This is a genomic window from Romboutsia lituseburensis DSM 797 (assembly GCF_900103615.1).
GTDB lineage: Bacteria > Bacillota > Clostridia > Peptostreptococcales > Peptostreptococcaceae > Romboutsia_F > Romboutsia_F lituseburensis.
The window spans coordinates 380,231-393,108 of record NZ_FNGW01000002.1; the positions used below are offsets into that span (position 1 = coordinate 380,231).

The 12,878-nt window shown below is 26.6% G+C and carries 11 protein-coding genes; 4 read left to right on the forward strand and 7 right to left on the reverse strand.

Going from position 1 to position 12,878, the window contains the following annotated elements; translation table 11 throughout:
- Positions 1 to 12 precede the first annotated feature (12 nt).
- From BLP75_RS04950 to BLP75_RS04960, 3 genes are all read right to left on the reverse strand, one after another.
- Positions 13 to 1,677, reverse strand: coding sequence for a glycoside hydrolase family 13 protein (locus tag BLP75_RS04950; protein WP_092724408.1), 1,665 nt, complete (start codon positions 1,675 to 1,677; stop codon positions 13 to 15).
- Positions 1,678 to 1,863: 186 nt separating this feature from the next.
- A complete protein-coding gene (locus BLP75_RS04955; RefSeq protein ID WP_092724410.1) occupies positions 1,864 to 2,412 on the reverse strand; it encodes an NADH peroxidase in 549 nt (182 codons plus the stop codon).
- Between the two features lie 185 nt (positions 2,413 to 2,597).
- Entirely contained in the window at positions 2,598 to 3,146 is a 549-nt protein-coding gene (locus tag BLP75_RS04960) for a ferritin family protein (protein ID WP_092724412.1), read from the reverse strand.
- 317 nt (positions 3,147 to 3,463) lie between these two features.
- Here BLP75_RS04960 and BLP75_RS04965 point away from each other — a divergent pair, with 317 nt between their 5' ends.
- Together BLP75_RS04965 and BLP75_RS04970 are read left to right on the forward strand one after the other, a co-directional pair.
- Positions 3,464 to 4,573, forward strand: a complete 1,110-nt coding sequence (locus BLP75_RS04965) for an ABC transporter ATP-binding protein (RefSeq protein WP_092724414.1) — start codon at positions 3,464 to 3,466, stop codon at positions 4,571 to 4,573.
- Between the two features lie 126 nt (positions 4,574 to 4,699).
- Positions 4,700 to 5,464, forward strand: coding sequence for a PucR family transcriptional regulator (locus BLP75_RS04970; RefSeq protein ID WP_092724416.1), 765 nt, complete (start codon positions 4,700 to 4,702; stop codon positions 5,462 to 5,464).
- 113 nt (positions 5,465 to 5,577) lie between these two features.
- Here the strand turns inward: BLP75_RS04970 and BLP75_RS04975 are convergent, their stop codons facing one another.
- Positions 5,578 to 6,123 carry an NADH peroxidase gene (locus tag BLP75_RS04975; protein ID WP_092724418.1) on the reverse strand — a complete coding sequence of 182 codons (546 nt, stop codon included), beginning with the start codon at positions 6,121 to 6,123 and terminating at the stop codon, positions 5,578 to 5,580.
- A 219-nt stretch (positions 6,124 to 6,342) separates the two neighbouring features.
- Here BLP75_RS04975 and BLP75_RS04980 point away from each other — a divergent pair, with 219 nt between their 5' ends.
- Together BLP75_RS04980 and BLP75_RS04985 are read left to right on the forward strand one after the other, a co-directional pair.
- Positions 6,343 to 6,915 carry a manganese efflux pump MntP gene (locus BLP75_RS04980; protein ID WP_092724420.1) on the forward strand — a complete coding sequence of 191 codons (573 nt, stop codon included), beginning with the start codon at positions 6,343 to 6,345 and terminating at the stop codon, positions 6,913 to 6,915.
- Between the two features lie 315 nt (positions 6,916 to 7,230).
- On the forward strand, positions 7,231 to 9,381 hold the full coding sequence (locus tag BLP75_RS04985; protein WP_092724422.1) for a YhgE/Pip domain-containing protein: 2,151 nt from the start codon (positions 7,231 to 7,233) through the stop codon (positions 9,379 to 9,381).
- 204 nt (positions 9,382 to 9,585) lie between these two features.
- Here the strand turns inward: BLP75_RS04985 and BLP75_RS04990 are convergent, their stop codons facing one another.
- The 3 genes from BLP75_RS04990 to speE form a co-directional block, all read right to left on the reverse strand.
- Positions 9,586 to 10,878, reverse strand: coding sequence for a hypothetical protein (locus tag BLP75_RS04990; protein ID WP_092724424.1), 1,293 nt, complete (start codon positions 10,876 to 10,878; stop codon positions 9,586 to 9,588).
- A gap of 141 nt (positions 10,879 to 11,019) precedes the next feature.
- Positions 11,020 to 11,901: an agmatinase gene (gene speB / locus BLP75_RS04995; protein ID WP_092724426.1), complete on the reverse strand. Its 882-nt coding sequence runs from the start codon at positions 11,899 to 11,901 to the stop codon at positions 11,020 to 11,022.
- On the reverse strand, positions 11,891 to 12,742 hold the full coding sequence (speE, locus tag BLP75_RS05000; RefSeq protein WP_092724428.1) for a polyamine aminopropyltransferase: 852 nt from the start codon (positions 12,740 to 12,742) through the stop codon (positions 11,891 to 11,893). The genes speB and speE overlap by 11 nt, the downstream gene beginning before the upstream one ends.
- Positions 12,743 to 12,878: the final 136 nt, after the last annotated feature.

The window sequence follows — 12,878 nt, forward strand, 5'->3', positions numbered from 1 at the left end:
AGCACAATATTTTTACTTAAGCTTATAAAGTCTAGATTCCCAAGGCTTTAAATACATAGTACTTAAATTTTCATGTTTATTAACCTCATAATTTGAAATTAATAAATTTTGATAATCTAAGACTTCTTTATCATATTCATATAAAGCTTCTCTATCACTTAGGTTACAAATTACTATAAATTTTTCATTGTCTAATATTCTCTTATATGCAAAAATTTGATCGTTATCTTCCAAAATCAATTTATAATCCCCATATATTAGACATTTATTTTCTTTTCTTATTTTTATCATTTTCTTATAAAAATTAAGTATAGAATTTTCATCATTTAATTGTTTTTCTACATTTATACCAACGTAATTTGGATTTACTTTTATCCATGTTTTCCCTTTACTAAAACCAGCATTTAAACTATCATTCCATTGCATAGGTGTTCTTGTATTATCTCTAGAACTTGATGCAACTATATTTAATGCATCTTCTTCATTTACACCTGACTGTAATAACTCTATATACTGATTTTTAGTTCTTACATCATCATAATCATCTATGTTATCATATCTAACATCAGTCATACCAATCTCTTGACCTTGATATATAAATGGAGTTCCTTTATGCATAAAGTAAACTAGCCCTAATGCTTTTGAACTTTCATTTAAATACTTTTTATCATTTCCCCAAGATGAAACTATTCTAGTAACATCATGATTTTCTATATACAAAGCATTCCACCCATTGTTAGATAAAGTAGTTTGCCATTTATTCCAAATCTGTTTTAGATCTTTTATACTAAATGATTTTCCATTATCAGAATTCCATAAGTCTAAATGTTCAAATTGAAATAGCATATTAAATTTTCCATTATCTTCTCCTACCCATAAATGTGCTTCTTCTGCTTTTACGCCATTTGCTTCGCCTACTGTCATTATGTCATATTTATCAAATGTATTTTCTTTTAGTTCTTTTAAGTATTTATGAATTCCATCTACATTCATATGCTTGCTAAAAGATGGAACGTATCTTAAATTATCTGGATTATCTAAATCTAGTAAACCCTCTTCTTTGTTTATATGACTTATCGCATCTACTCTAAATCCGTCTATACCTTTGTCTAACCACCAATTTATCATCTCATATATAGCACTTCTCATATTTTTATTTTTCCAATTTAAGTCTGGCTGTTTTTTACTAAACAAATGTAAAAAATATTCATTTGTAGTTTCATCATACTCCCATGCTGATCCTTTAAATATACTCTCCCAGTTATTAGGTTCTATATCATTTTTGCCTTCTCTCCATATATACCAATCTCTTTTAGGACTCTCTTTAGAGCTTTTAGATTCTATAAACCATGGATGTTCATCACTTGTATGATTTACAACTAAATCAATTATAAGCTTCATATCTCTTTTGTGAACCTCATAAAGTAATGTATCAAAGTCATTCATATCTCCGAAATCTTCCATTATATCTTGATAATCACTTATATCATAACCATTGTCATCATTAGGTGATTTATACATAGGACAAATCCAAATTACATTAATACCTAAGTCTTTTAAATAATCTAATTTTGATATTACCCCTTTTAGATCCCCTATCCCATCATTGTTGTAATCCATGAAACTACGAGGATATATTTGATAAGCAACAGCTTCTTTCCACCATTTTTTATTCATTTCTACCTCCCGTTGTGCAATCGATTGCACAACTATTAAAAAAATATATGATTCAACGTCATCGAATCTTATTAAGCTTAATATATCATACGTTGAAAACATTTTCAACGTTTTTTTATATTTAATTATAGATTCTATAAATAAAAAAACTATCTAGATTAAATCTAGATAGTTTTTTTATTTATATTAGTTTTTACCAAAGTGTCTTTCTAATAATCCTAGGAATGCTTTACCATGTCTTGCTTCATCTTTACACATTTCATGTACTGTATCATGTATTGCATCTAATCCTAATTCTTTAGCTCTCTTAGCTATTTTTAATTTTCCTTCTGTTGCTCCATACTCAGCTTCAACTCTAGCCTTTAGGTTAGATTTTGTGTCTGCTACTACTACTTCTCCTAATAATTCTGCAAATTTTGCTGCATGTTCTGCTTCTTCAAATGCTATTCTTTGATAAGCTTCTGCTACCTCTGGATATCCTTCTCTATCAGCTTGACGAGACATTGCTAAATACATACCTACTTCTGTACATTCCCCTACAAAGTTTGCTCTTAATCCTTCTAATATTTCTTCATCTATCCCTTGTGCTACTCCTATTCTGTGTTCATCTGCCCAAACCATTTCTCCACTCATTTCATTGAACTTTTCAGCCCCTACTTTACATACTGGACAAACTTCTGGTGCCATATCTCCTTCATGTATATATCCACATACTGTACAAACAAATTTTTTCATAATTTAACTCCTCCTATTTTTTATTTATATTTAATTAATTCTTATTTTTTATTTATCATTTATTGCTACACTATAGTAGATACCCTGTAATTTTATGTTAAAACATAAATTAATATATTTTTTATTTATAATAATATCTAATAAAAATACAAATGATATCCACAATTTATTTATAGCCTTTTACACTAGTTTTTACCGAAATGTCTTTCTAATAATCCTAAGAATGCTTTACCATGTCTTGCTTCATCTTTACACATTTCATGCACTGTGTCATGTATTGCATCTAATCCTAATACTTTAGCTTTCTTAGCTATTTTTAATTTCCCTTCTGTTGCTCCGTACTCAGCTTCTACCCTAGCCTTTAAGTTAGCTTTTGTATCTGCTACTACTACTTCTCCTAATAACTCTGCAAATTTTGCTGCATGTTCTGCTTCTTCAAATGCTATTCTCTTATAAGCTTCTGCTACTTCTGGATACCCTTCTCTGTCTGCTTGACGAGACATTGCTAAATACATACCTACCTCTGTACATTCTCCTACAAAGTTTGCTCTTAATCCTTCTAATATTTCTTCATCTACCCCTTGAGCTACTCCTATTCTATGTTCATCTGCCCAATTCATTTCTCCTTTTACTTCTTCAAATGCCTCTGGCCCCTTTTTACATATTGGACATATTTCTGGAACTGTTTCTCCTTCATATACCCATCCACATGGTTTGCATACAAATTTTTTCATAATCTAACTCCTCCTGCCATTATCTATAGTTATTTTAATTATTTTTTATTTTAAGATACTATGTATATACCCGATGTGATTTTATATAAACATTTTTATAATTTAAAATTTTTATAGTTATTCTTTAATATTTATATTGAAGTTGTATAATTTATCTAAAAAAATTCAGTTAGTTTAAACATTTTCAGGAAAACATTTTTTCGATATTATTAACTTAACATTTGATATAGCAAATTGGGTAATATCAAATTTACTAAAAGAAAATAATTCATAGAGTTTTTATGAAAATAAATTTATAAAACAAGGGGAGAAATAAAATGGCAGAGGTAATTTTAAAAAATATATGTAAATCATATTCGAATGGATTTAATGCAGTAAAAGATGTAAACATAGATATACAAGATAAAGAATTCGTAGTTTTAGTAGGCCCATCAGGGTGTGGAAAATCAACAACTTTAAGAATGATAGCAGGACTTGAAGAGATTAGTTCTGGTGAACTATATATAGGTGATAAAGTAGTTAATGAAGTCGATCCTAAGGATAGGGATATAGCTATGGTTTTCCAAAACTATGCTCTATATCCACATTTATCTGTATACGATAATATGGCATTTGCTTTAAAACTTAGAAAGTTACCAAAAGATGAAATTGATAAAAAAGTTAAGGAAGCTGCAAAAATATTAGATTTAGAACCTCTATTAGATAGAAAACCAAAAGCTTTATCAGGTGGACAAAGACAAAGGGTTGCTCTTGGACGTGCTATAGTTAGAAATCCTAAAGTTTTCTTAATGGATGAACCATTATCTAACTTAGATGCTAAACTTAGAACTGCCATGAGAACAGAAATAACTAAATTACACAAATCTCTTGGAACTACATTTATATATGTAACACATGATCAAGTTGAAGCTATGACTATGGCAGATAGAATAGTTGTTATGAAGGATGGTATAGTGCAGCAAATAGCTACACCTCAAGATGTCTATGATATGCCTAACAACATGTTTGTTGCTGGATTTATAGGTGCTCCTCAAATGAACTTTATTGAGGCTACTCTAGTTGAAGAAAATGGAGAAATTCACGCAAAAAATGAAGTTATGAATATAGCTTTAAACAAGGGTGAGTGTTCAGCTTTAATATCTAAAGGATATGTTGGTAAAGAGGTTGTTTTAGGTATAAGACCTGAAGATATACATATAGAAGATGTATTTGTTGAAAATAGCTTAGACAGTACTTTTGAAGCGACAGTTGAACTTGGTGAACTTATGGGTGCCGAGATATATGCTTATCTGAAGTCTGGAAAAAGCAATATAACAGCTAGATTTGATGGTAGATATAAAATGAATATTGGCGATAAATTAAAATTAGCTATGGATAAACACAGAATACATGTATTTGATAAGGAAACACAAGAAGCTATAAGATAATTAAATTTCTTTTTAAATGTTATATAAATAAACACGGCTTAGTGTTATATTAAAAAGTAAGATGATTATTCATCTTACTTTTTTAATACTGTGATTTCTATGAAATTAAAAACTTAGGGGGATATCATGCAAAATCTGATAGAATTCTTTGAAAATGAAACAAATAAAAAAATAAACATATTTAAATACTCTAATCAAAAGTTAAAATTAAATCAAAAGCTCGTAAGTTTTAATAATGAAATATATATTATTGAGACACATGAGAAGTTTAGTATTAGCAATCCGAGTGGTTATTTTTATATTATTTCTCAACAAAATTTAGATTTTGAAAATTTAAAAAGAGTGTTAGATAATTTATATGATGATATAGAAATATTTGAATATGAAAAGTTCGTATTACTTAACTCTTCTAGTGAATTAGATATTAATTTATCAACACCTGAAATAATCGAATCTGAAACATATACAAATACACTAATTGCTTATATAGGTAAGATAAATACTATTGAAACATTTAATACACGAATTTCTATTTTTAAAGACGTTATTCCATTTTTAAATAATAGTTCGAGTTCAACTAAATTTATAAATTTAAATGATTTAACCATACATAAAGCTATAACTTTGATAAATAGTGAAAAATCATTTTATAGCTTAATTGACTTTCAAAGTATAAAAACTATGGATAAAAATTTATTGCATACAGGGATAAGTTTTATAGAGAATGACTTAAATATTTCTAAAACTTCATCTTATTTATTCTTACATCGAAATACTCTTATATATAGGTTAGAAAAAATCAAGGAAATATTAGGTTTAGATATAAAAACATTTAAAGATGCTTTTATATTTTACATAAGTATAAAATCTTATTTTATATCTAAACTTTAATTAAATTTTATTTTAAAATAAAAATAGTATAGTTTTTACTATACTATTTTTATTTAACCAATTAGTTGTATTTAGATTTAGTACTTATATATGATTTGGTAATGTTCTCTTTTTTATTTTTCAAAATATCTATTTAATAGTCCTAAAAATGCCTTACCATGTCTTGCTTCATCTTTGCACATTTCATGTACTGTGTCATGTACTGCATCTATTCCTAGTTCTTTTGCTTTTTTCCCTAACTTAAGCTTTCCTTCTGCTGCACCATATTCTGCTTCTACTCTAGCCTTTAAGTTTGTTTTTGTACAAGGTGCAACTACTTCACCTAATAACTCCGCAAATTTTGCTGCATGTTCTGCTTCCTCATAAGCAATTCTTGTATAAGCTTCTGCTACTTCTGGATATCCTTCTCTATCTGCTTGTCTAGCCATTGCTAAGTACATTCCTACTTCTGTGCACTCACCTACAAAATTTGCTCTTAATCCTTCTACTAATTCTTCATCTAATCCTTGAGCTATTCCTACTCTGTGTTCATCCGCCCAAGTTAATTCACCCTTCATTTCATCAAACTTTTCTGGACCTACTCCACATACTGGACATTTTGAAGGTGGCTGTTCTCCTTCATGAATATATCCACATACTGTACATACAAATTTTTTCATGTCATTACCTCCAACTTATTTTAATTCTTTATGTAGCTTTTTCTTAAAGTATACTTTTATATTATTTCTTTAAAACTTTAATTTATTCTACTTCTATATAATAGATATTTTTTACTAAATATATTTTTATAATCATTCTTTAATAAATTAATAGTAATATTTTTATTTCTACTAAATAAAATAGGATTAGCTAGCTATTTAATCTAAGGAGGATTTTTAATGAATTTAGCGAGTATATTACTTATAGCTTTCGCTCTTTCTATGGACGCTTTTGCAGTTTCGGTTACCAAAGGTATGACTCTAAATAAAGTTAACTACTCAATTTCTGGAAAAATAGCACTTTTTTTTGGTTTTTTTCAAGGTGTTATGCCTTTAATTGGCTGGTGTCTTGGCATACAATTTGAATCGTATATAAAATCCTATGATCATTGGATTGCTTTTATCCTATTGGGCTTTATCGGATTAAAAATGATCTTTGATGCCAAAGATGATAAATCAGAAAGTAATTCTTTTAAATTAAATAATAAGGAACTTTTCATCTTATCAATTGCTACTAGTATTGATGCTTTAGCTATTGGAGTAAGTTTTGCATTTTTAAAAATTAACATTATTCCTATCTGTATATCTATAGCCATTATAACTTTTTCAATATGTTTTCTAGGGGTTTTAATAGGAAAAAAAATCGGAAGCCTATTTAGAACTTCTGCTCAGATATTAGGCGGTATTATTCTTATTTTAATAGGATTAAATATATTAAATGATCATACTGGAATAATATCTAATATATTATGATTGATATAAGTTTTATATTTTAATGAAAAACTATCACAAAATATAATTTTAATATGTTTTGAGATAGTTTTTTTTATATATCCATATACTATGTATAATAATTTTTGCTATAATATTCTATATTTATATTTATATACATTGATATAAAAATCAATTTAAACTCATATAATATTTTTATATTTTATTTATTATAAGCAAAGATAGCAAAGTTACAATATTTTCACTTTACTATTTGATAAAAAACAAATATAATATAAAATAGTTTAAATTCGAACTTTTTTTATTTCTTTTGTGAAATCACGGAGGTGGATAGACTTGGAAAATATATTCAAAATATACAAAAGAGATTTGAAAGATATATTATCAAATAAAGTATTATTAGTTATTATCGGAGGTCTTGCTATTTTACCATCATTTTATGCATGGTTTAATATTAAAGCATCCTGGGACCCCTATGGTAACACCGGTAATATATCTGTTGCTGTCGTAAACAAAGACAAAGGTACTGAGCTTAGAGGTAATAAAATAAATATCGGAGATCAACTTATCGAAAAGCTTAAAGATAACAAAAATCTAGGATGGAAATTTGTAGACGAAGAAACTGCATTAGATGGAGTTAATAAAGGTACATATTATGCTGCAATAGAAATTCCTGAAAACTTTTCTAAAGATTTAACATCTTTAATTAGTAATGATGTTAGAAAAGGTAAAATCATTTACACCGTAAATGATAAAATTAATGCTATCGCTCCTAAAATAACAGATAAGGGTGCTTCAACTATTCAAAATGAAGTCAATCAAACTGTCGTTAAAACAGTAAGTGAGGTTGTATTTGAGGTATTTAATGAATTAGGAATAGAAATAGAAAATCAATTACCTAAGTTAGCTAACTTAGAAAATGATTTGGTTGAAGTTCAATCTAAGTTCAAAGATATAGAAAATACAGTGTCGCTAGCTTCTGATGTTGCTTATAAAGTTGAAGATGTTGTTAAGTCTTTACAAAAGGATGTTCCTCTAATACAAGATACTATAACTAATTCTAAAAATTTAGCATCAGATTTAAAAGTATTTTTACAGGATAGTAAAGATATTTTAAATAATATTACACCTGTTATAAAAAATGACTTACAAATATTATCACAATTATCATCTAATACATCATCAAGTATTTCTGATTTAATAGATGCTATAAACAGTGGTGCAGATAATGTTCCACAATTGATAGATAATTTACGAGCTAAGCTTTCTTCTTTATCTGGTAGTGCTAAAACAGTATTAGAGCTACTAAAAAATCTAAATAAATTTGCACCAAATCATTTATTACAAGGTTCTATAGATAAACTTCAAAATATTGTAAATAAATTAGATTTAGCTATGTCAACTTTAGACACTATAAAAGGCCAAGTAATCCATGGTCAGGTCGTATCTACGTATGGATTAACTAAACTTTTACAAATTGTTGACGATGTAAATAATATGACTAATGATTTATTACGTAACTTTGATACACAAATAGCAGATCCTATAAATAATTTATTTAATGATAGCTTCAAAATTGCAAATGATGTTATTGCTGTACTTGAAAAAACTGAGCAAAAACTTCCAGCAGTTAATGATATTTTAAGTTCTACAGTAGCTTTATCTAAAAGTGCTCAAGATAACTTAAAATATGTACAAGAGAAATTACCTGTTGCAAAATCAGTTGTCGATGAATTAGTTGATGCCATGCACAAAATAAATAATGGCGATGATATAAATGAATTAATTTCTTTATTAAAAAATGATGCTATAAAACACGCTAATTTCTTGAAACAGCCAGTGGATATAGTTAGTAAAAAATTATACCCTATGCCAAACTATGGTACATCAATGACTCCATTCTATACTGTTTTATCTTTATGGGTGGGTGTGTTACTACTTATGTCGTTACTGTCTACTGAGATACATGGAGGTAACTATAAAGCATATGAAATTTATTTTGGTAGAGGACTTACATTTTTAACTATCGCTTTAGTGCAAGCATTTATACTTAGTGTTGGTGATATGTTATTATTGGGTGTTCAAGTTTTACATCCTGTATTATTTGTAGCTTTATCTTTATTTACAAGTATAGTATTTACAGCCATAGTATACTCATTTGTTTCTATGTTTGGAAATGTTGGAAAAGCAATTGGTGTTGTATTACTAGTTATACAAGTAGCAGCATCTGGAGGTACATTCCCTATACAGGTTACTCCTAAGTTCTTCCAGATTGTTAATCCATTTTTACCTTTCACATATGCAATATCTGCATCACGTGAAGCTATTGCTGGTATATATCAACCTAACTTAACAAAAGATATACTTCTATTAGTTGTATTTATGGTTATACCAATTGTATTTACTGTATTCCTTAAAGAGCCTATAAATAAGGCTACTGCAGGTATTAAAGCTAAATTTAATGAGAGTGATTTAACTGGTCATTAAAATAAATAATTATTGCATTTTTAATAAAAACTGCTATAATTTAGTTATATAGTATATTATTTAATCAAGCCATGAAGGTTTTATATCCTTCATGGCTTTTTTGTTTAATATTCTATAAAATTTTAATAGCCTTACTTATATAATCTATAAATTTTTCCAATGAAAAAGAAGCTAACTAATATTATAGTCAGCTTCTTTTTCAATCTATTTTTTCAATAATGACTTTATATCACTATATATATCTTTATTACATTTATATATTATTTCATCATTATTATATTTATAATGTATAAACTCATAATCTTCATAAATTTTTAAATTTACGTCCAATCCTGAACTTATAATTATACTATTTTTTAGATTGTTTTTACCTTTTAACTCATCTTTATTTACTTCTTCCCAAGTATAATAATCTAAGGCATTTACTACTTGATTTAGTAAATAATTATCTTTTTCTATATGTAAAGTTGAAGTACTTTTTTTACTATTTTGATTATTTTCTATAGATAAGTTTAATTTTTCTATACTTTCTATTTGATTATCAACATACTCATTTCTATCTATAAATATATTTATCAATTCCTTATTTTTGCTATTTGTATCTGATAAAGTTATTATATTTCCTTTCATTGGGAAGTGTATCTTTTGACCTAATTCTAAATTATAAGCGTATTTTTCTTCGTCATAACTACTTATATAATAATTTTTATTGTTTTTATTGTACTCTTCATTTTTAAATTTTTTCTTATATTTTATTTTATATTCAATACAATCAGAACTAATCATATCATTAAATTGTATTGCATTTATTTTATCTATCATTTCAAACATGCTAATTTTATGCTCATTATTAGGTATAATATCTGAATTTTTATTTTTTAAATTATTTTCTACTTCCGTTACTTTAAAATTAAGTTTATTAATACTTTTTTTATTCTTATTATACTCAACTTCATATTTATTATTATTTACATCATCATAAGTTTCCCAACTCATATTTTTTATATTTCCATTTCTATCACTAGTAATTTCCATATTAGCTAAAACTTCATTTCCTATATCTATATTTAATTTTTCCCTTGCATCTTCCCACTGCTTTCGTAAATCTTTTAAATTCAATGTTTGAACAATTATACTTTTATCTCTATATTCTAATTCCTTGTATATATAGCTATTTAAAGATCCTAAATATATAACTAATACACCTAGTATACATGCATTCTTTTTAATTTTATAATTCCTTTTAATTTTTTTATTTATAAATAAATAATAAATTATAAAACCAATAGGTATTATTATAGTAGGTTTTGTATTTATTTTTATATTAATAAACCCAAGAATACAAAATCCTATTATTTTTAATAATACATATTTTTCTTTTCCTTCGTTTTTATTTTTTTTAGTGTCCAAATATAGAATTGTACAAATTAAGCAAAGTATCATCCAGAGTGTTGAGTATTTAAAAAAATTTTCTAAAAAACTTAATACAGATTCCATATAAATCCTCCTATCTTATGTCTAATATAATAGTAGCATATATTATATAATTAATCTAAAAAAACACTTCATAAAATTAATTAATCTTAATTTTATGAAGTGTTTACCTTAACTATATTTATATAATAATATGCTTACTTATTATTTTTTATTATTAGATATAACTAAACTTAGTTCTCTAAGTACTTTACATGCAGTTATAGTAGATACTTTTGTAATATCATAATCAGGGCTTAATTCAACTATATCACACCCAACAATATTTATTTCATACTGTTTTAATATTTTAAATGTGTTTTCTAGCTCTTTATATGTTATCCCACCGGGTTCTGGAGTTCCAGTTCCAGGGAATATAGATGGATCTAATACATCTAAATCTATAGTTAAATAAACATTTTTACCTACTAAGGATTCTACTATTTCCTTAAATGTTATAATATTTGCAACTTCCATATATGTATGATTTTTATTTAGAGAAAAATCAAATTCTTCTTTTGTTCCTGATCTTATTCCAAATTGAAAGATTTTCTCATCTCCAACTATATCCCATATCCTCTTTATAACCGTTGCATGAGAATTTTTACAGTTATTGTACTCTTCTCTCAAGTCAGTATGGGCATCAAAGTGCAATACATAAATGTCATTATACTTTTCATATACTGCTTTAAATGCAGGTAATGTTACTAAATGCTCTCCACCAATCATAAATGGAATTTTATTATCATTTATTAATGTTCTTACATTTTCATATATTTCATCTAATACTTTTTCAGTGTTTCCTATGCTAAGTTCTAGATCACCTATATCACATATATTAAAGTCTTCCATATCTAAATTCAGCACAGGACTATAAGTTTCTAGTCCGTCAAATTCTTTTCTCATAGCACTGCTTGCAAATCTCGTACCAGGCCTATTTGATGTAGTTCCATCAAAACCTACTCCAAATACTACTAAATCCGAGCTTTCATAAGATGAATCCATTGACATAAATTTAAAATTATTTGTAAACATATTACTTTTCATTTAGCATATCCCTCACATATTGAGGTAACATAAATGCACCTTTATGAATATCACTATTGTAATATTTAGTTTTTAAATTTAAATTTTCCCACTCTATTTTATTTTGATTATCTATAGGATCAAATTTCTTTGACGCAAACCCAAATAACCAATGTCCTGATGGATATGTAGGTATATGAGCTTGATAAACTTTTGTTATTGGGAATAAACCTCTTATCTTTTCATTTGCTCTTTTCATTTCTTTTGCATTAAATTCAAAATACGGACTTTCATTTTGGTTAACAAGTATACCATCATCACCTAGTATTCTGTAGCAATCCTTATAAAAATCAACAGAGAAAAGTCCTTCTCCTGGACCTATAGGATCTGTAGAGTCTACTATTATTAAATCATATGATTTGTCTTTACTATCCTTAACAAAGTTAACTCCATCTTCGTAATATAAGTTAACTCTATTATCATCTAATTTGCACGCACATATATCTATATATTGTTTTGATACATCTACAACCATTTTATCTATTTCAACCATATCTATTTTTTCAATTTTAGGATATCTAGTAAGTTCCCTTACTGTTCCTCCATCTCCACCACCTATAACTAGTACATTTTTTATATTCATATTTGTAGCCATAGGAACATGAACTATCATATCATGATATATAAATTCATCTTTATAGTTTACCATCATTAATCCATCTAACGTTAAAAACTTCCCAAGCTCTTTACTTTCAAAAACATCTACTTGTTGAAATTTAGATTTATCACTAAAAAGATGTTTATCTACTTTTATTGAAAAACGTACATTTTCTGTCCACTCTTCTGTATACCATAATTCCATAGTTTTTCCTCCAAATTTTTTATTTATTTTATATTTTTATTTTATTTTTATATATTTTTTAATACTATATCATATAAATTTGATTATTTTTTTTAAATATGATAAAATATTATTCCAAATTTATTTTATTTATTTT

Coding starts and splice junctions, on each gene's coding strand:
- BLP75_RS04955 (WP_092724410.1), bottom strand. CDS start 2,412: ATGAAAAAATTTGTTTGTACAGTATGTGGATATATACATGAAGGAGAT.
- speB (WP_092724426.1), bottom strand. CDS start 11,901: ATGAAAAGTAATATGTTTACAAATAATTTTAAATTTATGTCAATGGAT.
- BLP75_RS04950 (WP_092724408.1), bottom strand. CDS start 1,677: ATGAATAAAAAATGGTGGAAAGAAGCTGTTGCTTATCAAATATATCCT.
- speE (WP_092724428.1), bottom strand. CDS start 12,742: ATGGAATTATGGTATACAGAAGAGTGGACAGAAAATGTACGTTTTTCA.
- BLP75_RS04960 (WP_092724412.1), bottom strand. CDS start 3,146: ATGAAAAAATTTGTATGCAAACCATGTGGATGGGTATATGAAGGAGAA.
- BLP75_RS04990 (WP_092724424.1), bottom strand. CDS start 10,878: ATGGAATCTGTATTAAGTTTTTTAGAAAATTTTTTTAAATACTCAACA.
- BLP75_RS04975 (WP_092724418.1), bottom strand. CDS start 6,123: ATGAAAAAATTTGTATGTACAGTATGTGGATATATTCATGAAGGAGAA.
- BLP75_RS04970 (WP_092724416.1), top strand. CDS start 4,700: ATGCAAAATCTGATAGAATTCTTTGAAAATGAAACAAATAAAAAAATA.
- BLP75_RS04980 (WP_092724420.1), top strand. CDS start 6,343: ATGAATTTAGCGAGTATATTACTTATAGCTTTCGCTCTTTCTATGGAC.
- BLP75_RS04965 (WP_092724414.1), top strand. CDS start 3,464: ATGGCAGAGGTAATTTTAAAAAATATATGTAAATCATATTCGAATGGA.